The organism is Methylobacterium cerastii (assembly GCF_022179125.1).
Lineage (GTDB): Bacteria > Pseudomonadota > Alphaproteobacteria > Rhizobiales > Beijerinckiaceae > Methylobacterium > Methylobacterium cerastii.
Genome location: NZ_BPQG01000030.1, coordinates 88,134 through 111,309, shown reverse-complemented (window position 1 = coordinate 111,309; position 23,176 = coordinate 88,134). Strand labels below are relative to the sequence as shown.

General features: G+C 70.8%; 18 protein-coding genes. 8 read left to right on the top strand and 10 right to left on the bottom strand.

From position 1 onward, the window contains the following. Positions 1-25: 25 nt before the first annotated feature. The 3 genes from MFF13_RS10820 to MFF13_RS10810 all read right to left on the bottom strand — a co-directional run bounded on the left by MFF13_RS10820 (position 26) and on the right by MFF13_RS10810 (position 3,644). Entirely contained in the window at positions 26-2,044 is a 2,019-nt protein-coding gene (locus MFF13_RS10820) for an acetyl-CoA carboxylase biotin carboxylase subunit (RefSeq protein ID WP_238272163.1), read from the bottom strand. 188 nt (positions 2,045-2,232) lie between these two features. Next, positions 2,233-2,676 (bottom strand): hypothetical protein, encoded by a 444-nt coding sequence (locus MFF13_RS10815; RefSeq protein ID WP_147828460.1) that lies wholly within the window; start codon positions 2,674-2,676, stop codon positions 2,233-2,235. A gap of 389 nt (positions 2,677-3,065) precedes the next feature. Next, entirely contained in the window at positions 3,066-3,644 is a 579-nt protein-coding gene (locus tag MFF13_RS10810; RefSeq protein ID WP_147753780.1) for a L,D-transpeptidase, read from the bottom strand. Positions 3,645-3,832: 188 nt separating this feature from the next. Here MFF13_RS10810 and MFF13_RS10805 point away from each other — a divergent pair, with 188 nt between their 5' ends. The 3 genes from MFF13_RS10805 (at position 3,833) to MFF13_RS10795 (ending at position 9,111) form a co-directional block, all read left to right on the top strand. After that, positions 3,833-4,759: a histone deacetylase family protein gene (locus MFF13_RS10805; RefSeq protein WP_147828459.1), complete on the top strand. Its 927-nt coding sequence runs from the start codon at positions 3,833-3,835 to the stop codon at positions 4,757-4,759. A 115-nt stretch (positions 4,760-4,874) separates the two neighbouring features. Next, complete coding sequence (locus tag MFF13_RS10800; RefSeq protein WP_373322513.1) at positions 4,875-5,978, top strand: efflux RND transporter periplasmic adaptor subunit; 1,104 nt, start codon at positions 4,875-4,877, stop codon at positions 5,976-5,978. Positions 5,979-5,982: 4 nt separating this feature from the next. Next, positions 5,983-9,111, top strand: coding sequence for an efflux RND transporter permease subunit (locus MFF13_RS10795; protein ID WP_147828458.1), 3,129 nt, complete (start codon positions 5,983-5,985; stop codon positions 9,109-9,111). A 15-nt stretch (positions 9,112-9,126) separates the two neighbouring features. On the opposite strand, the gene ribB is transcribed toward MFF13_RS10795, so the two are convergent. The 4 genes from ribB to MFF13_RS10775 all read right to left on the bottom strand — a co-directional run bounded on the left by ribB (position 9,127) and on the right by MFF13_RS10775 (position 13,191). Beyond that, positions 9,127-10,203 carry a 3,4-dihydroxy-2-butanone-4-phosphate synthase gene (gene ribB, locus MFF13_RS10790; protein ID WP_147751813.1) on the bottom strand — a complete coding sequence of 359 codons (1,077 nt, stop codon included), beginning with the start codon at positions 10,201-10,203 and terminating at the stop codon, positions 9,127-9,129. 57 nt (positions 10,204-10,260) lie between these two features. After that, positions 10,261-11,355 (bottom strand): chorismate synthase, encoded by a 1,095-nt coding sequence (gene aroC / locus MFF13_RS10785; protein WP_147828457.1) that lies wholly within the window; start codon positions 11,353-11,355, stop codon positions 10,261-10,263. A gap of 91 nt (positions 11,356-11,446) precedes the next feature. Further along, positions 11,447-12,043 carry a DUF3578 domain-containing protein gene (locus MFF13_RS10780; protein WP_147828456.1) on the bottom strand — a complete coding sequence of 199 codons (597 nt, stop codon included), beginning with the start codon at positions 12,041-12,043 and terminating at the stop codon, positions 11,447-11,449. Next, a complete protein-coding gene (locus MFF13_RS10775; RefSeq protein WP_147828455.1) occupies positions 12,040-13,191 on the bottom strand; it encodes an anhydro-N-acetylmuramic acid kinase in 1,152 nt (383 codons plus the stop codon). The genes MFF13_RS10780 and MFF13_RS10775 overlap by 4 nt, the downstream gene beginning before the upstream one ends. 223 nt (positions 13,192-13,414) lie before the next feature. On the opposite strand from MFF13_RS10775, the gene tyrS reads away from it, so the two are divergent. Beyond that, the gene (gene tyrS, locus MFF13_RS10770) at positions 13,415-14,704 is read left to right on the top strand and encodes a tyrosine--tRNA ligase (RefSeq protein ID WP_147828454.1); all 1,290 of its coding nucleotides are present in this window, start codon (positions 13,415-13,417) and stop codon (positions 14,702-14,704) included. Positions 14,705-14,767: 63 nt separating this feature from the next. On the opposite strand, the gene MFF13_RS10765 is transcribed toward tyrS, so the two are convergent. Next, entirely contained in the window at positions 14,768-15,514 is a 747-nt protein-coding gene (locus MFF13_RS10765; protein WP_147751818.1) for a glucose 1-dehydrogenase, read from the bottom strand. A gap of 109 nt (positions 15,515-15,623) precedes the next feature. Between MFF13_RS10765 and MFF13_RS10760 the strand changes: the two genes are divergently transcribed. Next, positions 15,624-15,983: an ArsR/SmtB family transcription factor gene (locus MFF13_RS10760; RefSeq protein WP_147828453.1), complete on the top strand. Its 360-nt coding sequence runs from the start codon at positions 15,624-15,626 to the stop codon at positions 15,981-15,983. Positions 15,984-16,034: 51 nt separating this feature from the next. On the opposite strand, the gene MFF13_RS10755 is transcribed toward MFF13_RS10760, so the two are convergent. Beyond that, positions 16,035-19,502 carry a YhdP family protein gene (locus tag MFF13_RS10755; protein WP_147828452.1) on the bottom strand — a complete coding sequence of 1,156 codons (3,468 nt, stop codon included), beginning with the start codon at positions 19,500-19,502 and terminating at the stop codon, positions 16,035-16,037. A 170-nt stretch (positions 19,503-19,672) separates the two neighbouring features. On the opposite strand from MFF13_RS10755, the gene MFF13_RS10750 reads away from it, so the two are divergent. Both MFF13_RS10750 and MFF13_RS10745 read left to right on the top strand, forming a co-directional pair. Further along, entirely contained in the window at positions 19,673-20,140 is a 468-nt protein-coding gene (locus MFF13_RS10750) for a peroxiredoxin (RefSeq protein ID WP_238272161.1), read from the top strand. A gap of 109 nt (positions 20,141-20,249) precedes the next feature. Beyond that, the gene (locus MFF13_RS10745; RefSeq protein WP_147828451.1) at positions 20,250-21,386 is read left to right on the top strand and encodes a peptidoglycan DD-metalloendopeptidase family protein; all 1,137 of its coding nucleotides are present in this window, start codon (positions 20,250-20,252) and stop codon (positions 21,384-21,386) included. Positions 21,387-21,428: 42 nt separating this feature from the next. On the opposite strand, the gene prfB is transcribed toward MFF13_RS10745, so the two are convergent. Next, positions 21,429-22,557 (bottom strand): peptide chain release factor 2 gene (gene prfB / locus MFF13_RS10740; protein ID WP_147751823.1). Its coding sequence is split into 2 segments (ribosomal slippage): positions 21,429-22,487 and positions 22,489-22,557, totalling 1,128 coding nucleotides; the frame shifts between segments, so codons are not numbered across the junction. Between the two features lie 184 nt (positions 22,558-22,741). On the opposite strand from prfB, the gene MFF13_RS10735 reads away from it, so the two are divergent. Next, positions 22,742-23,140 (top strand): DUF3140 domain-containing protein, encoded by a 399-nt coding sequence (locus MFF13_RS10735; RefSeq protein WP_147828450.1) that lies wholly within the window; start codon positions 22,742-22,744, stop codon positions 23,138-23,140. Positions 23,141-23,176: the final 36 nt, after the last annotated feature.

Below are 23,176 nucleotides of genomic sequence, written 5' to 3'. Positions count from 1 at the left end.
CGCCGGCCTCAGGATGCTGGGGCGATCAGGCGAATTCCAGGATCACCGCGTCGACCGCGAGGCTCTCGCCCTCCTTGGCGTGAATCTTCTCCACGGTGGCGTCGCGCTCGGCGCGGAGCACGTTCTCCATCTTCATCGCCTCGACGATGGCGATGGCCTCGCCGTTCTTCACTTCCTGGCCTTCCTTCACCAGGATCTGCTTCACGAGGCCGGGCATCGGGCAGAGCACCTGCTTGCCCGAGCCGGCATCCTCCTTGACCGGCATCAGCGCGGCGAGCTCCGCCTCGCGGCGGGTGTAGACGCGGGCGTCGGCCGCGGCGCCCGCGTGCTGGAGCGCGACGCCGTTGAGCAGCCCACGCACCTGGATCGCGACGCGCTGCGCGCCGATCGTGCCGGTCCAGACCGGCTCGCCGGGGCGCCACTCGCTCTCGACCACGTGGGCGGTGCCGTCGGCCTCGGTGACGACGAGGCAGTTCTGCGCCAGCGCGTCCTCGTGCGGATCGACGGTGACGGGGAAGGCTTCGCCCGCCAGCATCACAACGCGGTCGCGCTCGAAATGCAGCAGGCCCGGGTCGCGCATCTGGCCGGAGATGCCGCGCTTGCGCGCATTGAGCTTGTGGTCGATCGCGGCCGCCGCCGCCATCATCCGCTGGGCCACCGCACCCTTCGGCTCGGGCGCGGAGAACCCCTCCGGGAATTCCTCGGCGATGAAGCCGGTCGACAGCGCGCCCTCGCGCCAGCGCGGATGCGCCATCAGGGCGGCGAGGAACGGGATGTTGTGGCGGATGCCGTCGATGGCAAAGGCGTCGAGCGCCTCGGCCTGCAGCTCGATCGCTGCCGCACGGGTCGGCGCCCAGGTCACGAGTTTGGCGATCATCGGATCGTAGTGGATCGCGATCTCGCCGCCCTCCTCCACGCCGGTGTCGTTGCGGACCTTGCCGTTGCCGAACTCGCCCTCCTCCGGCGGCCGGTAGGTGGTGAGCCGGCCGATCGAGGGCAGGAAGTTGCGGGTCGGGTCCTCGGCGTAGACGCGGCTCTCCACCGCCCAGCCGTCGAGCTTCACCTGGTCCTGCGTGAGCGGCAGCGTCTCGCCGTAGGCGACCCGGATCATCAGCTCGACCAGGTCGACGCCGGTGATCATCTCGGTGACCGGATGCTCCACCTGGAGGCGGGTGTTCATTTCGAGGAAGTAGAACGACTTGTCCTGGCCGGCGACGAACTCGACGGTACCGGCGGAATCGTAGTCTACGGCCTTCGCCAGGGCGACGGCCTGCTCGCCCATCTTCCGGCGGGTGGCCTCGTCGAGGAGCGGCGACGGCGCCTCCTCGATGACCTTCTGGTTGCGGCGCTGGATCGAGCATTCGCGCTCGCCGAGGTAGACCACGTTGCCGTGCTTGTCGCCGATCACCTGGATCTCGATGTGGCGCGGGTCGGTGATGAACTTCTCGATGAACACGCGGTCGTCGCCGAAGGACGACGCGGCCTCGGACTTGGCGCGGGCGAAGCCCTCCGCGACTTCGCCCGAGGCGTAGGCGATGCGCATGCCCTTGCCGCCGCCGCCGGCCGAGGCCTTGATCATCACCGGGTAGCCGATGCCGTCGGCGATCTCGACCGCGTGCTCGGGGCTCTCGATCACGCCGAGGAAGCCCGGCACCGTCGAGACGTCGGCGGCCGCCGCCGCCTTCTTCGATTCGATCTTGTCGCCCATCGCAGCGATGGCGCCGGGGTTCGGCCCGATGAAGACGATGTTGGCTTCGGCGAGCGCGTTGGCGAAGGCCTCGCGCTCAGACAGGAAGCCGTAGCCCGGATGCACCGCCTGCGCGCCCGTCTGCTTGCAGGCGTCGATGATCTTCTCGATGACGAGGTACGACTGCGACGCCGCCGCCGGGCCGATGTGGACGGCCTCGTCGGCCATCGCAACGTGCACCGCGTCACGGTCGGCGTCCGAGTAGACCGCCACGGTCTTGATGCCCATGCGTCGCGCCGTCTTGATGACGCGGCAGGCGATCTCGCCCCGGTTTGCGATCAGGATCTTGTCGAACATCTTTTGGCGCGCTCGAATCAGGTCGTCTTCAGGAGCCGGCTTGGCGTGAGCCGGACAGAACGTTCCCGTTAAAGCAGATCACGAGGCGACGGAAGCTGTGCCGGAGGCCGAGGGCGCGGCCCCGGCGGTGAAAAGTTTTTGGCTCCGGTTCAAGCTGCAAGGTCAGGCTGTAAGCGCCCGCAGCAAGTTCACGCCGCGCGGGCGAAGCGCGGCCGGTCGGCCTTGGCCGGCTCGCGGGTCCAGCGGTTGGCGTCCAGCGCGAACGCCATCAGCGCCTCGGCGCTGCCCTCCGCCTCGCGGACGATCTCGACGGCGATGCGCGCGCCGGCCGGCGTCGGGCCGGTATGGCCGGCGAGCGACGCGGAGAGCCAGGCGGCGACGGCGCGGTCTACGTAGCCCGAGGGACGCTCGCCCCAGACCGCGAAATCGACGACCAGGGCGACCAGCGCGTCGGCGAAGGCCGTGTCCGCGTCGGGCACCGCCCGCTCCAGGGCGATCAGTATGTCGGCCTCGTCGCGATGGGCGATCCCGTCCGGCAGCACGTCGCGCAGCAGGGCCTTCACGTCGGCCGGTGTGATGCGGCCCTCGGCGACGGCATGGTTGCAGAAGTCTTGAAGAGAAACGTTGATCATGACCGAATTCTCCTGCGACCTTTGTTCGGTCGCCGCCTGTCCTCGTATGTATTGGACTGTACGAGGCAGATCGTCTTGAGAAGTTAACGGCCAAATCTGAACCGGCGTTCAGGTTAAAGCGTGCTCACGAATGAGCGTTTCGGGAATCTTGCTTTTTTCGGGCGGAATGTCGGCTTCGACCGAGACCGGACGACGGCTGCCCGCTCTCTATGAGCGTGGATGGAGCGCCATTCGCTGACCGCTCGCTCCGTCATTCCGGGGCGCCGCAGGCGAGCCCGGAATCCAGAACCGCCGACGGCGTCGGATCTGGCTGGCGTCAGCGGTTCTGAATTCCGCTCGCAGCTTCGCAGCCCGGGAATGATGCGAGGAGACTGCTCGAGGGTCACGCGTCAGCGCACGATCACCGTCGCACCCACCGGTACGCGGTTGAACAGGTCGACCACGTCGATGTTGCGCATGCGGATGCAGCCGGACGAGGCGGCCTGGCCGATCTTCTCCGGCTCGTTGGTGCCGTGAATGCGGTAGAGCGTGTCGCGCCCCTTGTCGGAGAGGTAGAGGGCGCGGGCGCCGAGGGGGTTGCCGGGGCCGCCCTGCATCGGGTGCACGTGCGGCCAGCGCTTGACCATCTCGGCCGGCGGGTTCCAGGCCGGCCACTCCGCCTTGCGGTCGACCGTGGCGGTGCCCTTCCAGCCGTAGGCTTCGTCGCCCACGGTGACGCCGTAGCGCATCGCCTTGCCGTCGGGCAGCACGAGGTAGAGCTGCCGCTCCATCGTCTCGATCACGATGGTGCCGGGCCGCTCCTTCGTCGGATCGGTCACTTGGTAGCGGGCGAAGTGCGGATCGAACTCGGCGTCCGGCACCAAAGCCATGAAGGCGGTGTCCCGCGCCGACAGGGTCGGATCGGGCACCGCCTTGAAGTTGCAACCCGAAAGCAGCACGGCACACGCGATGATCGGGGCGAAGCGCATGTCGGACGTCTCTCGAGCACGTCTCCGCCGTTCGAACCAGAGTTGACGGAAACTGATCGGAGCATAGGCGCAGGTGGCACTTCGGCGTAGCCTCCTGCGTTGCCCGCGGGCACAATGCCAAAGGCTGTTGCCCGGTTGCGACAGCTGCGTCCGCGGCGCGACGGCGTGCGCGAGCCGGAGGGATGATCGTGACGACCCTGTACGTGAGCCACCCGGCGGCCCTCGACCACGCCGTGCCCGAGGGACATCCCGAGCGGCCCGACCGCATCCGCGCGATCGAGCGCGTGCTGGAGAACGAGCGGTTCGCCGGCCTCGTGCGCACCATGGCGTCCCAGGCCGAGGCCTCGGTCGCAACGCTCGCCCACCCGGCCGAGTACGTCGAGGCCATCGTCGCCGCCGCCCCGAAGGAGGGGATGGTCGCGATCGATTCGGATACGCTGATGTCGCCGGGCAGCCTGGAGGCGACGCTGCGCGCCGTCGGCGGCGGCATCCTCGCGGTCGACGCGGTGATGGGGCGCGAGTGCAGCAACGCCTTCGTCGCCATGCGCCCGCCCGGCCACCACGCCGAGCGCACCCGCGCGATGGGCTTCTGCCTGTTCAACCACGCCGCCATCGCCGCGCGCCATGCGCGCGCCAAGGGTGCGAGCCGCGTCGCGCTGGTCGACTGGGACGTGCACCACGGCAACGGCTCGCAGGACATCTTCTGGGACGACGCCGACGTGATGTACGCCTCGACCCACCAGATGCCGCTGTTTCCCGGCACCGGCGCCGCCTCCGAGCGCGGCGCGAAGGATACCATCGTCAACGTGCCCCTGCGCCCGGGCGACGACGGGGCGATCTTCCGCGAGGCTTTCGAGGCCGGCATCCTCGCACGCGTCGAGGCTTTCGCCCCCGACGTGATCATCCTGTCGGCGGGCTTCGACGCCCACCACCTCGACCCGCTGGCCAACCTCCGCCTGACCGAAGCCGACTTCGGCTGGGCCACGCGCAAGCTGATGGAGGTCGCCGACCGCCATGCCGGCGGCCGCCTCGTCTCGATGCTGGAGGGCGGCTACAGCCTCGACGGCCTCGGCCGCTCGGTCTCCGCGCATGTCGACGCCCTGATGGGGCGTTGAGGGAGAGCGGCAGAAACATCGCGCGAAATTCGGGACAATTCGGCAATCGAAACCGGGATCGTGTGGTAATGCCATCCTCAAGGTGAGGCGGCAGGATAGCCGCGTGTTCGGGGGGATGGATCGGGTGCGGCAGCGGCGGACCTCCGGTTGGATCTGGGGTGGGGCGATCGGGCTGGCGGCCTTGGGCGTCGCGGCCCTCCTGGCCGGCGACGAGATCCGGCGGGCGGCCTCGCGGATCGTCGGCGTCGAGGCGCAGCGCGCGCCCGTCGCGCCGCGGCCGCCGCACCTTCCGGCGGCCCAGCGCACCGCGATCGAGGGCGGGCGCGTCGTCGTGGTGCTGACGCCGGAGGAGCGCGCCCGCATCGGGCTCGAGACCGCCCGGCGCCCATCCGAATCGCATCCGATCGAGATCCAGGCCTACGGCAGCGTCCTCGACCTCGCGCGGGTGACCGAGCTGACGAACTCTTATGCCACCGCGACGGCGCAGCTGCAGACGGCGCAGGCGCGGGTCGAGGTCTCGCGCGCCGCGTTCCAGCGCGCCAAGTCGCTCGGGGCCTACGCCACGCAGGTGCAGATCGAGACCACCGAGGGCACGTTCCAGACCGACCAGGCGGCGCTCGCCGCCGCGCAGTCGCAGGTGCGGACGCTGAGTGCCACCGCGCAGCAGGAATGGGGCCCGGTGATCGGCCGCGGCATCGTCGAGCGCTCTGGCCTCGTGACCCGACTGATCGAGCGCGCCGACTTCCTGGTTCAGGTGACGTTGCCGCCGGGGGAGGCACTGAAGGGCCCGCCCGGCGCGGCCTTCGCCGAGGTGCCCCCGCAGAGCGAGCGCGTGCCCCTGCGTTTCGTCTCGGCCGCGACCCGCACCGACCAGCGCATCCAGGGCTTGAGCGCGTTCTACACCGTGTCCGGCGACAGCGGGCTCCTGCCAGGCATGAGCACGCTGGCCTTCATCACCGCGTCGCGGGCTGCCGTCGGCGTGCTGGTGCCGGAGGAGGCGGTGGTGCACTGGCAGGGTGGGGCTTGGTTCTACCGCGCGGTCGGCGAGGCCGGGTTCGCCCGCCACGCGCTCGGCGCCGACCCGGCGCTCTCCGGCGACGGCTTCGTCGTCGCCGACCTCACGAACGAGACCGAGATCGTGCTGCGCGGGGCGCAGGCCCTTCTCTCGGAGGAGATGAAGGCCCAGGCGCAGGCCTCCGGCGGCGCGGACGACGACTGAGCCGATGCCGCCCGACACCGACGCCCCCGCCTCCGATCCCGTCGGTCCGCAGGCCGCCCTGGTCGCTTTCGCGATCCGCTTCCCCGGAATCGTCGTGGCCTTGGCCCTGGCGCTCCTGGTCTACGGCACCGCCAGCCTCGGCCAGGCCAAGTACGACGTCTTCCCCGAATTCGCGCCGCCCTCGGTGGTGATCCAGACCGAGGCGCCGGGGCTCAACCCGGAACAGGTCGAGGTCTTGGTGACGCAGACCGTCGAGGTCGCGGTCAACGGGCTTCCCGGCCTCGCCACTTTGCGGTCGAGCTCGATCCAGGGCCTGTCGGTCATCACCGCCACCTTCACGGCGGGCAGCAGCATCTACCGGGTGCGCCAGCTCGTTACCGAGCGGCTGGCGAGCCTTGCCGGGCGCTTGCCGCAGGGCGTGCTGCCGCCGGCGATGACCGCGCTCACCTCCTCGACCAGCACCGTCGTCCTCGTCGGGCTGACCTCGGAGAAGCGGTCCGCCCTCGACCTGCGCACCATCGCCGACTGGCGGGTGCGCCTGCGGCTGCTCGCGGTGCCCGGCATCGCGCAGGTTTCGGTCTACGGCGGCGCTGTGCGCGCGTTCCAGGTCGAGGTGCGGCCGCACGACCTGATCCGCTTCCGCCTCGGCCTGAACGACGTGCTGGTCGCCGCGCGCAAGGCGACGGGTGTGCGCGGCGCCGGCTTCGTCGACACGGCCAACCAGCGCATCGCCCTGCAGACGGAAGGCCAGTCGCTGACGCCGGACGAGATCGCCCGCACGGTGCTCGTCAACGAGGGCGGCGCCAGCGTGGTGCTCGGCGACGTCGCCACCGTGGTCGCCGCCCCCGAGCCGCCGATCAGCGCGGCCCTGGTCGACGGCCGCCCCGGCATCCTCCTGATGGTCGGCGCGCAGATCGGCGCCAACACCTTGGAGGCGACGCGCCGCGTCGACGCGGCGCTCGACGAGCTTCGCCCTGGGCTGGAGCGCGACGGCATCGTGCTGCGCGGCGACCTGTTCCGCCCGGCGAACTTCATCGCCCAGGCCAACGGCAACGTGCTGCAGGCGCTGGCGCTCGGCGGCATCCTGGTCGTCGTGGTGCTGTTCGTGTTCCTGTTCGACTGGCGCACCGCGGTGATCAGCGCGGTCGCGATCCCGCTCTCGCTGCTCGCCGCCGTGCTGGTGCTCGGGGCGATGGGCGAGAGCCTCAACACGATGACGCTGGGGGGGCTCGCCATCGCCATCGGCGAGGTGGTGGACGACGCGGTGATCGGCATCGAGAACGCCGTGCGGCGCCTGCGCGAGAACCGGCGTCTGCTCGCGCCGCTGCCGGTCGCGCGGGTGGTGCGCGACGCGATCCTGGAGGTGCGAAGCGCGGTGGCCTACGCCACCTTCGCGGTGCTTCTGGTGTTTTTGCCGGTGCTGGCGCTCACCGGCGTCGCCGGGCGCCTGTTCGGCCCGCTGGCGCTCGCCTACATCCTGGCCGTGGTGGCCTCGCTCGCGGTGGCGCTCACCGTCACGCCGGCGCTCGCCATGGCGCTCGTCGCCCGCAGGGATCTGCCGGCGCGCGACCCGCCGGTGATGCGGGCCTCGCGCGCCGCCTACGTCCGGGTGCTCGGCGGCGTCGAGCGGCGCTTCGGCTGGGCTGCGACGGCCGCCCTGCTGCTGACCCTCGGGGGGGCTGCCGCCCTGCCCTATTTCGGCGGCACCTTCCTGCCCGACCTCAAGGAGGGCCACCTGATCCTGCACATGGCGGCCGCCCCTGGCACCTCGCTGCAGGAATCGCTGCGGCTCGGCACCCGCATCACCGCCGGCCTCAAGGCGGTGCCGGGGGTGCGGGCCGTGGCGCAGCAGGTCGGCCGGGCCGAGGCCGGGCAGGACACGGCCGGCACACATTACAGCGAGATCCACATCGACCTCGAGCCCGGCCTCGACGGCGCGGCGCAGGGGCGGAGCGAGGCCGGCATCCGCGCGCTGATGGCGGGCACGCCCGGCGCCGCGTTCTCGCTCAAGACCTTCCTGACCGAACGCATCGAGGAGACGGTCTCGGGCTACACCGCGCCGGTGGTGATCAACGTGTTCGGCGCCGACCTCGACCGGATCGAGGCGGCGGCCCGCGACGTCGCCCGCGAGCTCGCCGAGGTGCGGGGCGCGGCCGACGTGCAGCAGCAATCGCCCGCCGGCCTGCCGCAGATCACCGTGTCCCTACGCCGGAACGACCTGCGCCACTGGGGCCTCGACGCGATCGAGGTGTTGGAGATCGTCCGCACCGCCTACCAGGGCGACGTGGTCGGCCAAGCCTACGAGGGCAACGCCGTCTTCAACGTCATCGTCATCCTCGACCGGGCGACACGGGCGCACCTCACCCGCCTCGGCGACCTGCCGCTGCGGACCCCGAGCGGCAGCTACATCCGACTGGCCCAGGTCGCCGACGTGTACGAGACCGCGGGACGCTACCAGGTCCAGCACGCGGGCGCGCAGCGGGTGCAGGCGGTGACCGCCAACGTGACGGGGCGCGACGTGGCCTCCTTCGTCGAGGCGGCCAAGCGCAAGGTCGCCAAGGAGGTCGCCCTGCCGCCGGGCGTCTACGTTGCGTTCGAGGGCGCCGCCGAGACGCAGGCGCGGGCGCGCGCCGACCTGCTGACCTATTCGGCGCTGGCCGGCCTCGGCATCGTGCTGCTGCTCGCGGTGGTCACCGGCTCGGTGCGTAACCTCCTCCTGGTGCTGGTCAACCTGCCCTTCGCCTTCGTCGGCGGCGTGCTCGCGGTTGCGGCGACCGGGGCGGTGATCTCGCTCGGCTCGATCGTCGGCTTCGTGACGCTGTTCGGGATCTCGCTGCGCAACGCGATCATGCTGATCGCCCATTACGAGCATATGGTCGCCCGCGAGGGCCGCAGCTGGGACGCCGCGACCGCCTCGGAGGGGGCGGGGGACCGGCTGGTGCCGATCCTGATGACATCGCTGGTCACCGGCCTCGGTCTGCTGCCCCTGGCGCTCGGCGCCGGCGAGCCGGGGCGCGAGATCGAGGGACCGATGGCGATCGTCATCCTGGGCGGGCTCGTCACCTCGACGGTGCTGAACCTCGCGATCCTGCCGGCGCTGGCGTTGCGCTACGGCCGGTTCGTGCGGGCGTAGCCGGACAAAAGCCCGTTAGCCTTCCAGCGGCTCGTCGCCGAGCATCTCGATGCCGAAGCCGGACAGGCCGACATAGGCCCGCGACGAGGTCGAGAGGTTGCGGAACGAGACCACGCCGAGGTCGCGCAGGATCTGGGCGCCCAGGCCCACCTCGCGCCACTGGCGCACGCGCTGCGCCTCGGTGCCCTCGTCGGCGACGCGGTTGAGCGGCACGCCGGCGGTGCCGTCGCGCAGGTAGACGAGGATGCCGCGTCCTTCTTTCGCGAAGCGGCGCATCACCGTCTCGATCTGGCGGCCGCCCTCGATAACGTCGGCGACGACGTCCGAGCGGTGCAGCCGGACCAGCACGTCACGGCCGTCGCCGATCTCGCCGTGGACGAAGGCGAATTGCTGGATCGCCTCGAACGGCGTCGTGTAGGCGTAGCCGGTCATCGGCCCAAATTCGGTCTGGACCGGGAAGTGCCCGACCCGCTCGACCAGCCGGTCGCGCGCCTGGCGGTAGGCGATCAGGTCGGCCACCGACACCCGGGCGAGATTGTGCGCCTCGGCGAAGGCCGTGATCTGCGGCCCCTTCATCACCGTGCCGTCGTCGTTGGCGAGTTCGCAGATGACGCCGACGGGGGGCAGGTCGGCGAGCTTGCACAGGTCGACCGCGGCCTCCGTATGCCCGGAGCGCATCAGCACGCCGCCGTCCCGCGCGATCAGCGGGAAGACGTGGCCGGGGCGGACGAAGTCGTCGGCGCCCATGTTGCCGTTGGCCAGCGCCCGCACGGTGTTGCAGCGCTGCTCGGCCGAGATGCCGGTGGTGAGCCCGTGCTTCACGTCCACCGTGACGGTGAAGGCGGTGCCGAGCGGCGCGTCGTTCGAGGCGACCATCGGCGCGAGGTTGAGGCGTCGCGCCTCCGAGGTCGTCACCGGCGCGCAGACGATGCCGCAGGTGTTGCGGACGATGAACGCCATCTTCTCCGGCGTGCAATGGATCGCGGCGACGACGAGGTCGCCCTCGTTCTCGCGGTCGTCGTCGTCGGTGACGACGACGATCTCGCCGCGGGCGAAGGCTTCGATGGCGGAGGTGACGGAGCTGTGAGGCACGGTTCGGTACTCGAATGAGCTTTGCGTCCGGGGACGGTCAGGCGTCGGGCGCCGCGGTCAGGAGCCGACTTGCCCCCGATGGCGGAGATGGTGATCGGCGAGCACGCACGCCATCATCGCCTCGGCGACGGGCACGGCGCGGATGCCGACGCAGGGGTCGTGGCGGCCCTTCGTGATCAGGTCGACGTCGCGGTTGTCGCTCGTGACGGTGCGCCGGGGCGTGAGGATCGACGAGGTCGGCTTCACCGCGAACCGCACCACGATCGGCTGGCCGGTCGAGATGCCGCCGAGCACGCCGCCGGCATGGTTGGCCAGGAAGGCCGGGCGCCCGTCGTTGCTGGCGCGCATCTCGTCGGCGTTGTCCTCGCCGCGAAGCGCCGCCGAGGCGAAGCCGTCGCCGATCTCGACGCCCTTGACCGCATTGATCGACATCATCGCGGCGGCGAGATCCGCATCGAGCTTGCCGTAGATCGGCGCGCCGAGGCCCGGCGCGACGCCCTCGGCCACCACCTCGATCACGGCGCCGATCGACGAGCCGTCCTTTCGGATCGCGTCGAGGTAGGTTTCGTAAAATTTAGCGGTCTCGGCGTCGGGGCAGAAGAACGGGTTGTTGCCGGTCTCGTCCCAGTCCCAGCGCGACCGCTCGATCGCGTGCGGGCCCATCTGCACCAACGCCGCGCGGATCGTCACGCCGGGAATCACCTTGCGGGCGATGGCGCCGGCCGCCACCCGCGCCGCGGTCTCCCGCGCCGACGAGCGCCCACCGCCGCGATAGTCGCGAAACCCGTACTTGGCGTCGTAGGCGTAGTCGGCGTGACCCGGGCGGTAGCTGTCGCGGATTTCGGAATAGTCCTTCGAGCGCTGGTCGGTGTTCTCGATCGTCAGCGCGATCGGCGTGCCGGTGGTGAGCTGGCGCCCGCCCGTGCGGTCGTCGGCGAAGACGCCGGACAGGATCCGCACTTGGTCCGGCTCGCGGCGCTGGGTGGTGAAGCGCGACTGGCCGGGCTTGCGCCGGTCGAGCTCGGCCTGGATCTCCTCGGCCTCGAGCGCGAGCCCGGGCGGACACCCGTCGACGACGCAGCCGAGGGCGACCCCGTGGCTCTCGCCGAAGGTGGTGACGCGGAACAGGTGGCCGAACGTGTTGTGGGACATCGTGCGCGTGCTCTAGCGCGCGGGCGCCGGGGGCACAAATCGGGCGCGCTTCCCTCCCCCTTTGCTGGGGCGGGAGAAGTGCGCTGCACGGTCAGTCGAACACGAGCCCGCCCCGCGCCTTCAACGCCCGATAGGCCTCGATCCCGACCGCAAGGTCGCGCCTTAGCCGACGCTCGTCGCCCAGCGCATCGAGATCGTAGGCGAGGCCGAGGATGTGGGCCGCCGCGTAGCCCTCGGGCAGCGGGCCTTCCCTGCCGAGATCGATCGCGGACAGCGGCAGCCGGTCGGCAAAATCCGACATCCGCGCCCGCAGCGCGTCGCCGCTCCGGCGCAAGAAGCCTTCCGCATCCGGCCCATGCTCACGGATCGCCGCGACGGTGCCCTGCACGAGGCAGAAATAGACCTGCTGCCGATGCGCCGGGAACAGGTAGACGAGGTAGTAGCCCCGCGTCGCGCTGGTGGTGATCGCGGGATCGAACACCGCGAGCCAGGGCACCGCCGCCCAATGCGTGCCGCGGCCGGGGCTGCCCTTCACGCAATAGCCGCCGCCGATCGGTTCGAGCGCGCGCCGCATCTCGTCGGGCGCGCTTCTCCGGATCACAGCTGCGAGCGGGTGCCCGGCCGGCGGGTCGAGGTGGGCCTCGGGGTATTCCTCGACGATCCGTCGAAGGGCATGGCCGAGGCTCAAGACCCGGACGAATCCCGCGGACGGGCCAGCACGCCGCCGGTCATCGGCTCGCGCACGCCGGTGGTCGAGGGGAACGTGATCGGCAGGCCCTTGAGCGAGCGCACGGCCAGGTGCGCGAAGGCCTGGGCCTCGAGGAAGGCCGAGGACCAGCCGATCGCGTCCGCCATCGTGATCTCGGCGCGCAGGTGATAGTTCAGCAGCCGCACCAGCTCGCCGTTTCGGGCCCCGCCGCCGGCGACGATCCAGCGGGCCGGGATCTCCGGTGCGTGGTCCAGCGCCCGGGCGACCGCGCGGGCGGTGAAGGCGGTGAGCGTCGCCGCGCCGTCCTCGGTCGAGAGCTGGCCTGCGAGCTTGTGCGAGAACCAGTTGCGGTCGAGCGACTTCGGCGGCCGCCGGAAGAAGAACGGGTGCGTCAGCAGCCAGGCCAGCAGCGGCTCGTCGGCGCGGCCGCGCGCGGCGGTGCGGCCGCCGTCGTCGAGGTTCTTGCCCTCGCGCTCCTGCATCCACTCGTCGATCAGCGAGTTGCCCGGCCCGGTGTCGAAGGCGATCACGCCGCCCTTCGAATCGATCAGCGTCGCGTTGGCGACGCCGCCGATGTTGAGGATGCCGAACGCCCCCTCGAAGCCGGAGGCGGCGGCGAGCGCCTGGTGGAACACCGGCACGAGCGGCGCCCCCTGCCCGCCCGCCTCGATGTCGGCGCGGCGCATGTCCGAGACCACGGGGATGCGCAGCCGGTCGGCCAGCGCCTGGCCGTCGCCGACCTGGATCGTGATGCGCTGGTCGGGCCGATGGATCACCGTCTGGCCGTGGAAGCCGATCACGTCGATCTCGCCGGCCGAGAGCCCGTTCTCGGCGAGGAACTGCTCCACCGCCTGTGCATGCGCCTCGGTGACGAAGGCCTCCGCTTCGGGCAGGCGGCCGGGCCGGTCGCCCGGCGCGACCACGCCCTCGGCATCCTTGGTGGCGGCGCGCAGCAGCCCCTTCTCGTCCTCGGAATAGCCGCGGTAGCCGGTGGGGCCGAGGGGCTCGAGGTAGTTGTTGTGGCCCCGCACCACGTGGACGGCCTCGCCGTCGGTCTCGATCAGGGCGACGTCCACGCCGTCGAGGGAGGTCCCGCTCATCAGGCCGATCGCGCGCATCATGGTCATGACCTGCCCCCGTGCCTTTCGCCGGTCGCCCTGCTATGAGTGCGGCTCGCAAAACCCCCGGTCCCCGTGGGCGCCTCCGGTGGCGCCGCCGACGCGACGGGGGTTGTGCGAGTGACACCCAAGCCGCCTCATGCCCTTTTGCGAGCGGACGCGCCAGCCGAGCGGGATCGCATCCCGTGCCGCCGCCCGGCGTCCCGCCTCGAACCGAGAAGCCTGCATTCCCATGACCGCCGCCGAGCCCCTCGCGCCCAAGCCCTTCGCGCCCAAGTCCGAGTTCCTCAAGGTCCTCGCCGAGCGCGGCTACGTGCACCAATGCTCGGATTTCGCCGGCGTCGACGCGGCGGCGGCCGAGGGGCGCCTGACCTGCTACGTCGGCTACGACTGCACAGCGGCCTCGCTCCATATCGGCCACCTGCTGTCGATCATGATGCTGCACTGGCTGCAGAAGACCGGCGGCCGGCCGATCGCGCTGATGGGCGGTGGCACCACCCGCGTCGGCGATCCCTCGGGGCGCGACGAATCGCGAAAGATATTGAGCCTGGAGCAGATCGAGGCGAACAAGGCCGGCATCCAGAAGACCTTCGCCCGCTTCCTCGCCTTCGACGGCTCGTCCACCGGCGCGATCATGGTCGACAACGCCGATTGGCTGACCAAGCTGAACTACATCGAGATGCTGCGCGACGTCGGGCGCCACTTCTCGGTCAACCGCATGATGTCGATGGACAGCGTGCGGATGCGCCTGGAGCGCGACCAGGAACTCTCGTTCCTGGAGTTCAACTACATGATCCTCCAGTCCTACGACTTCGTCGAGCTGAACCGCCGCCACGGCTGCACGATGCAGATGGGCGGGTCCGACCAGTGGGGCAACATCGTCAACGGGATCGACCTCGGCCGCCGCATGGGCGTGCCCGGCCTCACCGGACTGACCTGCCCGCTGCTCACCACCGCGTCCGGCGCCAAGATGGGCAAGACCGCCGCCGGCGCGGTCTGGCTCGATGCGGAGATGCTGATACCTTACGATTACTGGCAGTTCTGGCGGAACACCGAGGACGCCGACGTCGAGCGCTTCCTCAAGCTGTTCACCTTCCTGCCGCTGCCCGAGATCGCCGAGCTCGCCGCGAAGGGGGGGGCCGGGATCAACGAGGCCAAGGTGCGGCTCGCCACCGAGGCGACGGCGCTGATGCACGGCCGCGAGGCGGCGGACGCCGCCGCCGAGACCGCGCGGAAGACCTTCGTCGAGGGGACGCTGGCCGAGGATTTGCCGAGCGTCACCGTCTCGCGCGACCTCGTCGACGCGGGTCTGGGCGTGTTAAGCGCCTTCGGCCCGGAATACGCCAAGCTGGTGCCGTCCACGAGCGAGGCCCGCCGCCAGATCAAGAGCGGGGGCCTGCGCATCGACGACGTGGTGCTCACCGACGAGCGCGCCGTGTTGCGCACCGCCGACTTCGCCAAGAACGGCGTGCTCAAGCTCTCCTTCGGCAAGAAGCGCCACGTGCTGCTGCGCGTGGCGTGAGCGCCCTTGACCGAGCGAGGCCCGGAACGGGTCTCGGCCTGGTCGATCCGCGGCGACCGTGCGTCAGTGGATGCCGCCGCTGGCGGTGATGACCTCGCCGGTGAGCCAGCGGGCCTCGTCGGAGGCCAGGAACGCGACGACGTCGGCGATGTCGTCCGGCCGGCCGGCGCGGCCGAGCGGCGTCTGCGCCACGAAGCCGGCCTCCATCTCCGAGCCGGCGATGCCGGCCGCGTGCGTGCCTTCGGTCACCACGTAGCCCGGGCTGACGACGTTGACCCGGATCTTGCGCGGCGCGAGCTCGTTGGCGAGCACGCCGGAAATCGCGTTCACCGCGCCTTTTGTGCCGGCGTAGACCGCAGCGGTCGGCGTGTTGACGTCCGTGATCGCCGACGAGATGTTGACGATGCTGCCGCCCTCGCCGAGGTGCTTGGCGGCCGCCTGGCTCGCCAGCAGCACGCCGAGCACGTTGACGTCGAACAGCTTGTGGTAATGCGCCTCGGTGATCGCCTCGATCGCCGCGAACTCGTACAGGCCGGAATTGTTGACCAGCACGTCGAGCCGGCCGAACTGCGTCACCGCCGCCTCGACGAGGGCCTGCGCCTGCGCCGCCTGCGAGACGTCGCCCTGGACCGCGACCGCCTTGCCGCCCGACGCGGTGATCGCCGCGACCACCGCGTCCGCGCCGGCCTTGCTCGACGCGTAGTTGACCACCACCGCCGCGCCCTCCTTCGCCAGCCCCTTGGCGATGGCGGCGCCGATGCCCTTCGATGCGCCAGTGACGACGGCGACTTTGCCCGCGAGCTTGGACATGTATGCTAACCCCTTTGGCATGGGTCGGCTCCAGGATGGCCGCCTTAGTCCCATAGTTCGGTAATTCAGAACTAACGGAGTTCGGTTCAAGCCCCCACATGCGGAAAAGATGAGATCTCTGTTCCACCCCGCGATCGAGGACGTCCGCCCGGACGCGATCCTCCACGCGCTGTCCGATCCGAACCGCGCGGCGATCTTCGCGCAGATCATGCGGGCGGGCTGCGTCGACGCCTGCTCGGCTTTGGCCACCCTCGGCGACCGGGTGATCCCGAAGTCGTCGCTCTCGACCCACTTCAAGGTGCTGCGCGAGGCCGGCCTGATCCGCAGCGCGCGGCATGGCGTCGAGATGCGGAACGAAGCCCGGTTCGCCGAGGTCGAGGCGCGCTTTCCGGGCCTCCTCGACGCGATCGTCAACGCCTACGCGTCGGATGCCGGCTGCGACGCGATGCGGGTGCCGGCCGCGGAGTAGTCCGCCCGGCCGATCGACCTACCGGCGATTTGCCGCGCGCGATCCGGCCCCTCAGCGGTCGCCGCCCTGCACCGCCGGGGGCACGCCGTCGGCGAAGTTCGAGCCGCCGCCCGCGCTGAACAGCTTTCGCAAGAAGCCCGGTGCCACGGCCGAGAGCGGGTTCACGCTCACGTCCGGCGCGTTGAGCTTGCCCGAGACCCGGAAGTTGACCGCGAACAGGCCCTCGTTGTGGCCACCGCCGAGCAATGGGCCGATCACCGGAACCTGCGAGACGATGTTGTTCAGGCCGTAGAGCGGCACGAAGGTGCCGTTGATGTCGGTGCGTTCGCGGGCGGTGTCGAGGAAGCCCGACAGGGTGAAGCCCATCGCTGCGTTCGAGATCGCCGCGTCGGAGAAGTCGACGCGCGAGCCGGTGCGGACGAAGTTCGCCCGCATCCGGTCGAAGGCCACCGCGCTGCCCTGCCCCGCCACCGTGCGCTTGCGCCCGCGGGCGTCCACGGTCTCCACCGTCTCCGGCCCCTGGGCCATGATGCTCGACAGGGCCGGCTCGTTGCGCAGGGAGAACTCGCGGATCTGCACGACGCCGGCCTGCGGGCCGTCGCTGAGCACGATGCCGAGGTTGAGCCGGCCGCCGTACATCCGCCGGTAGACATCGACGAAGCGCAGCGTCGCGCCGGCGTCGCCGGATTCGATCGCCAGCGTCGGCGCGCCGCGTTCGCCCTTGGTCACGCTGGCCACGAACGGGGCCGAGCGGAACTTGCCGCTCATCGCGGCCGAGCGTACGTCCTTGCCGCGCAGGGTCAGCCTGACGTTGGCGTTGGTCAGCGCCTCGTCGTTGAAGCCGGTGAGGATGCCGAGCTGGATCTCCGCCTCGATGTCCTTCGGGCTGGCGTCGCGCTGGCCCTTGCCCTCGGGCGCGGTCATCATCTTCAGGAACGGCCGCGCGTCGGCCACCGCGCCCTTCACCGCGACCCGGTAGCCGTTGCCGCTGCGCTCCAGCGAGACCCGCATGTCGTCGCCGGGCGAAAGCTTCAGGTTGGTCAGGTCCGCCCGCTCCAGGCCGCCCTCGCTGCCGAGCGAGGCGCTGCCGCGTGCCGAGGCCACGCCGGCATCGAGCACGATGTCGCGCAGGTCCATCCCTGGGCCGGTGTCGACGAGCGCGAAGGTCAGGCGCCCGGCCTTGCCCGCCGCCTTGGTCAGGCCCGGCACCAGCCCGTCGATGCCGGCGCGGGCGAGATCCGCCTCGACGCGGATTGGCGGCCTCGTCGCCCCGGCCTTGACCAGGGGGATCGTGGCCTTGACCGCGATCGGCCCGGAGAGTTGCGGCGCCGTCGGCAGGCCCTTGCGCGCCCGCAGGGCGTCGTCGGCGGTCAGGTTGACCAGCACCTCGCCGGCGCCGCCGGTTTTGGCCTGGTGCATGTCGATCGAGACCGGCGCCCCCGACAGCTTCGCGTCGCCCTTCAGGGTGAAGCCGCGCGGATCGTAGCTCACGGCGAAGCGGCCGGATTCGAGCTTGTCCTTGCCGACGACCTTGTCGACGGTCAGGTCGCTGAGCGTGCCGGTGACGGCGACCGGGAGGTCCGGCAGGTCGGGGATGTGCTTGAGGTCGAGCGGGAAGCCGATCCGCAGGTCGGCCTGGCCCTTCACCGTCGCCGGGTCGAGCTCGACGCCCGAGAGCGCCTTGAACATCTTGGTCTGGAGCAGGGCGGCCAGCGCGTCGGCGCCTCCCGACAGGCGCAGGCCGATGTCGGCCACGACCTTGTCGGGCGCGATCTCCGGGATGACGAAGGCGCCCTCGGAAATGTTCAGGGCGCGCCCGTCGGCCATGCGGATGTCGGCGGTGACGTTCCGGATCCGGGTGGTGCGCCCGGTGATCGTGCCGGCGACGGTGCCCCGGGTCAGCGGTGGCGCGTCGGCCGAGACCTCGAGCGTCGCGTCCGAGACGCGGAAGTCGATGTGCACCGCGTTGTCCGGCATCGGGTCGCCGCGCGTCGCCGCGGCGAGCTCGGCGCCCGACATGTCGACGGTGATGTCGACGGCGTCGATGCGGCCGGCGCGCAGCTCGTCGACGAGGTAGTTGCGCGCGCCCGGCGCGATGTTCTCCGGCCAGAGCCGGAGCGCCGTGCGGGCCTCGCTGTCGCTGGCGGTGACGTGGAGGGTGAGGCCGTCGTCGTCGGCGGTGGTGCCGAGCGTGCCGCTCATGTTGCCGTGGATGCCGGCGCCGGTCATGGCGAAGCTGTCGATGGCGATGCCGCCGGCCCGGCCGGTGAGATGCCCGTCCATCGCCGAGATCGTCACCGGCTTGTCCTTGGCCGCAGCGCCGCGCAGGGTCGCATTCCGGCTCGACAGGGTGGCGGTCCAGGCGAAGTCCTCGCCAGCCTTGGCCTCGGCCCAGGTGCCGGTGAGGTTCACGGCGTTGCCGGCGCCGAGGTAGTCGAGCCCGTCGAGCGTCATCACCCGGGCGGCCTCGTCCCAGCTGAAGGCGGCGTTCAGGCTCTCGATGGTGACCGGGTTGAAGTCCTTCTCCTCGACGAGGAAGGTCCCGTCGCTGGTGCGCAGCGTCGCCTTCATCGCCTCGATGCGGCCGCCGTCGAGGGCGATGTCGGCCCGGGCCGAGAGCTTCAGGTCGGTGGTGAACGGCAGCTTGGATTGGCCCGACAGCAGCAGCAGGTCGGTGGCCGGCAGGTCGTCGAGGGTGATGATTCCGGTGCGCCGGGTGCCGCCGGCCTCGCGCAGCGTGCCGCCGAAGCGCCATTGCCCGTGCGGTCCGTCGATGCGCAGCTCGAACAGCCGCGCGTCCTGCTTCGGGTCGCGGCCGAACAGGCCGTTGACGTGCTCGAATACCGCGCGCTCGCGGGCGTCGTCGTCGATCAGCGTCAGGCGGGCGTTGGTGATGCGCGCGCGATCGAGGGCGCCGACGACGCCGGCGGAATCGAGCACGACGCCGAAGATCGAGGCGGTGGCGGCCGAGAGCGGCGAGACCACGCCGCGGGCCGCGTCCACGCTCGGCGGCGTGTGCGGCGAGGCGTCGCCGGGATGGGACGGCTCGGAGGCCGCGAACGCGATCGAGCCGTCGCGGTGGACGAGCGCGGTCATCTGCACGTCGCGGAACTCGATCGAGCGCGGCGACGGCGAGAGCCTCAGCAGGCTCCAGGGGTCGATGCTGACGAGGGCGAGCGGCGCGCGCACGACCAGCGCCCCTTGCGGGTTGCGGATGTCGAGCCCGCTGACGCGCAACGCCAGCGCGTTCTCGGCATCGATCTCGAGGGTGCTGTCGCGCAGGTCGATGCGCCAGCCCGGCCCGATCCGGTCGGCCAGCGCAGCCGAGACCCGCGCCGACAGGCCGTCGATCTGCAGCGGTCCGTAGGCGAGGCGCATGACGCCCCCGCCGAGACCGAGGCCGAGCACGACGACCAGGGCGGCGGCCGTCCACAGGCAGCGCCGCGTCCAGCGACGAACCGCCTTGCGCGGGCGCCCTGCGCCGGGCGTATCCTCGAGCCGGGCCGCTTCCTCAGGCATGAAGACCTTGCATCGGCGCGTTCGCGGGGTCGGACCATGCGCTCATTCTAGGACGCGACCCTTAAGCGAAGCGTTTCCGAAAGGGGACCGGACGCTCGCGCCCGAAGTGCGGGCGTCGGGCTTGCCGGCTCCGCACCAAGCAACCATCAATCGGCCGAAAGGATGGCACGATGCCCCTCGCGCAAGGCGAGCACGCTCCCGACTTCACCCTTCCCGGCTCCGGCGGGAAGACGCTCGCGTTGGCCGAACAGGCCGGTCACAAGATCGTGCTCTACTTCTATCCGAAGGACGACACGAGCGGCTGCACCTTGGAAGCGCAAGCGTTCAACGCATCGCTGGCCGACTTCACCGCCGCCGACACGGTCGTGATCGGCGTCTCGCCCGACCCGGTGAAGAGCCACGACAAGTTCGCGGCCAAGTACGACCTCGCCTTCCCGCTCGTCTCCGACGAGAGCAAGGCGATGCTGGAGGCCTATGGCGTCTGGGTCGAGAAGAGCATGTACGGCCGCAAGTACATGGGCGTCGAGCGCACGACGATGCTGCTCGACCGCGAGGGCCGCATCGTGCGGATCTGGCCCAAGGTGAAGGTGCCGGGCCATGCCGCGGAGGTGCTGGAAGCCGCGCGCGCACTGAGCTGATCGCGCACCGCATCTCCGGGAGGCCGCATCTTGCGGAAGTCATGAGGGATTTTCCGGTTTCTTAACCCTGTCGGCGCTCGATGGCGGTCTTGGAACCCGGCCCGCCTCGATGAATCTCCGCGCCATCGTTCCTCCTCGCAGGAACCGGCTTCTCGCCGCCTCCCTCGTCGTCGCCACCCTCTGGGCCGCGGCGGCGAGCGGGCTGCTGTTGTTCCACGACGACCTGCTGGCCGGGTTCGTCGCCCGGCAGGGCGCGATGCAGGTGGCCTACGAGGCCCGCCTCGCCGCGCTCCAAGCCGAGCTCGACCGTGGCGGCTCGGCCCGCGCGGAGGCGCAAGACGCCGTCGCCGCGCGCCTCGACGAAGTCGCCGCGCGGCAGGCCGACCTGGAGCGCCGCCAGGCCGTGCTCACCGGTCTGGTGCGGACGACCGCGCCCGGCGCGATCGATCCGACGACGACCGGCGCCCTCCCCGGCCGAGCTCCCGCGCCCGAGCCAGACCTGGGATTGCGCGGGCTCGATACGGCCCGGCCGGAACGCCGCAGCGCGCGCGACGTGGACTTGCGCCTGGCGGCGCTTGCCGGGCGGCTCGACGGCCTCGCGGCGGCGCAGGTGATCGGGCTCGATCGGATCACCGAACGGGCGGCGGGCGAGCTCTGGCGCCTGCGCCGCGTCCTCGGGCGCACCGGGCTCGACCTGCAGCGTCCGTTGGAGTCCGGGCTCGGCGGACCGCTGGTTCCGATCGATCCGAGCCCCTTCGCCGCGGCCGTCGCGGTCACCGCCCGCACGCTCGGTGACGCGCAGGCCCTGCGGCGCCTCGCCGCCCGGTTGCCCCTCGACCGCCCGCTCCGTCGCGACCGCGGCCTCGCCAGCAGCTTCGGGCCGCGGCTCGACCCGTTTACCCGCGGCCTCGCGCTGCATACCGGCCTCGACCTCAAGGCCGAGCTGGGCGAGCCGGCCTTCGCAACCGCCCGAGGCCGCGTTGTCTCGGCGGAGCCGGCCGGCGGCTACGGCAACATGGTGGAGATCGATCACGGCCACGGCGTCGTCACGCGCTTCGCGCACCTAGCGCGCTTCGACGTGCGCCCCGGGCAATGGCTCCGCGCCGGCGACCTCGTCGGCCGCGTCGGCTCGACCGGCCGCTCCACCGGCGCGCACCTGCATTACGAGACGCGGATCGACGGCGAGCCGGTGGACCCGCAGGGGTTCCTGGAAGCGGGGCGGGAACTGGCGGAGGGCGAGCCGTAGTACGCCTCCTCCCCGGAGAGGAGGAGGGAAGGCGCCTACGCCTCAGTCGATGTCCTCGACCTTCTCGGTCGCGCCGTACAGCCGCTGCGCCAGCGAGGCTTCGATGAACGGGTCGATGTCGCCGTCGAGCACTTCGTCCGGGTCGGTCGACTGCGTGCCGGTGCGCAGGTCCTTCACGAGCTGGTAGGGCTGCAGCACGTAGGAGCGGATCTGGTGGCCCCAGCCGATGTCGGTCTTGGAGGCGGCCTCGGCGTTGGCCTTCTCCTCGCGCTTCTTCAGCTCGGCCTCGTACATGCGGGCGCGCAGCATGTTCCAGGCGGTGGCCCGGTTCTTGTGCTGCGACCGCTCCTGCTGGCACGCCACCACGATCCCGGTCGGGTTGTGGGTGATGCGCACCGCCGAATCGGTGGTGTTGACGTGCTGGCCGCCCGCGCCCGAAGAACGGTAGGTGTCGATCCGGCAGTCGGATTCCTTGATCTCGATCTCGATCCGGTCGTCGATGACCGGATAGACCCAGACCGAGGCGAAGCTGGTGTGCCGCCGCGCGCTCGAATCGTAGGGCGAGATCCGGACCAGGCGATGCACGCCGGATTCGGTCTTGAGCCAGCCGTAGGCGTTGTGGCCCTTGATCAGGAGCGTGGCACCCTTGATCCCGGCCTCTTCGCCGTCCGACCACTCGACGATGTCGACCTTGTACTTCCTGCGCTCGGCCCAGCGGCCGTACATGCGCTGGAGCATGTTGGCCCAGTCCTGGCTCTCGGTGCCGCCGGCGCCGGCATGGACCTCGAGATAGGTGTCGAAGCCGTCGGCCTCGCCGGACAGCAGCGTCTCGACCTGCCGGCCGGCCGCCTGCTTCTCGACGCCGAGGATCGTGGCCTCGCCCTCGCGGATGGAGGCGTCGTCGCCCTCGGCTTCGCCGAGCTCGATCAGCATCGCCCCGTCGTCGAGGTCCTGCTCGAGCTTGCGGATCGCGGCCACGGCTTCGTCGAGCTGCTGGCGCTCGCGCATCACCTTCTGGGCGGCGTCGGCGTCGTTCCACAGCTCCGGGTTCTCGGAGGCTGCGTTCAGCTCCGCGAGGCGTTTATCGACGGTATCCCAGTCAAAGATGCCTCCTCAGCAGTCCGATCGACTGCTTGGCGGCATCCGAGGCTTGCTCGATCTCGGCGCGCATTTCGAGGGTGTGTCGCTTGTGTTGTGGGCTCTGAAGGGGTCGTGTCGGGTGATACCGGGGCAGGCCGGCCCTGTAAACGGCCTCTCGCCCCGCCTTGCGACGCCCGGGCGCGCCGGAGGGCGTGAAACCGCGGGCGGCTCGCGCGTTGGTCGGGGATTTTCCAGCCCGACCGGAGCGCCGAACGATGACGAAGGCCCAAGATCACGCGAAGAAGGATGACACCAAGCACGACACGAAGAAGGACGAGGCGAAGCACGACCACGAGCAGACGGGGAAGGATTTCGACGCGGCGGTGAACATGACGCCTGCCGCCCTGAGGAAGCACCTCGACTCCGAGGCGAGCCAATCGGTCGGGCAGAAGGACGGAGGCGGCGAGGCGACCGGGCACAAGGAGGGCCGCCGCATCCTCGAGATCAAGGCCAAGAAGAAGGCCGAGCTCACCGACGACGACTACGCCCACATGCAGAAGGTCGTGGGCTACGTCCGACGCCACCTCGCGCAAGGGGGCAAGTCGCGCAACGATCCCGAATCCGCCTGGTCGCTGTCGCTGATGAACTGGGGCCACGACCCGTCGAAGGACTGATCCGGCCCTGCGGCGCGCAAGCGATCGACGCGCCGC

Coding starts and splice junctions, on each gene's coding strand:
- MFF13_RS10820 (WP_238272163.1), bottom strand. CDS start 2,044: ATGTTCGACAAGATCCTGATCGCAAACCGGGGCGAGATCGCCTGCCGC.
- MFF13_RS10815 (WP_147828460.1), bottom strand. CDS start 2,676: ATGATCAACGTTTCTCTTCAAGACTTCTGCAACCATGCCGTCGCCGAG.
- MFF13_RS10810 (WP_147753780.1), bottom strand. CDS start 3,644: ATGCGCTTCGCCCCGATCATCGCGTGTGCCGTGCTGCTTTCGGGTTGC.
- MFF13_RS10800 (WP_373322513.1), top strand. CDS start 4,875: ATGGATCGGGTGCGGCAGCGGCGGACCTCCGGTTGGATCTGGGGTGGG.
- MFF13_RS10795 (WP_147828458.1), top strand. CDS start 5,983: ATGCCGCCCGACACCGACGCCCCCGCCTCCGATCCCGTCGGTCCGCAG.
- aroC (WP_147828457.1), bottom strand. CDS start 11,355: ATGTCCCACAACACGTTCGGCCACCTGTTCCGCGTCACCACCTTCGGC.
- MFF13_RS10775 (WP_147828455.1), bottom strand. CDS start 13,191: ATGACCATGATGCGCGCGATCGGCCTGATGAGCGGGACCTCCCTCGAC.
- tyrS (WP_147828454.1), top strand. CDS start 13,415: ATGACCGCCGCCGAGCCCCTCGCGCCCAAGCCCTTCGCGCCCAAGTCC.
- MFF13_RS10765 (WP_147751818.1), bottom strand. CDS start 15,514: ATGTCCAAGCTCGCGGGCAAAGTCGCCGTCGTCACTGGCGCATCGAAG.
- MFF13_RS10760 (WP_147828453.1), top strand. CDS start 15,624: ATGAGATCTCTGTTCCACCCCGCGATCGAGGACGTCCGCCCGGACGCG.
- MFF13_RS10755 (WP_147828452.1), bottom strand. CDS start 19,502: ATGCCTGAGGAAGCGGCCCGGCTCGAGGATACGCCCGGCGCAGGGCGC.
- MFF13_RS10750 (WP_238272161.1), top strand. CDS start 19,673: ATGCCCCTCGCGCAAGGCGAGCACGCTCCCGACTTCACCCTTCCCGGC.
- MFF13_RS10745 (WP_147828451.1), top strand. CDS start 20,250: ATGAATCTCCGCGCCATCGTTCCTCCTCGCAGGAACCGGCTTCTCGCC.
- MFF13_RS10735 (WP_147828450.1), top strand. CDS start 22,742: ATGACGAAGGCCCAAGATCACGCGAAGAAGGATGACACCAAGCACGAC.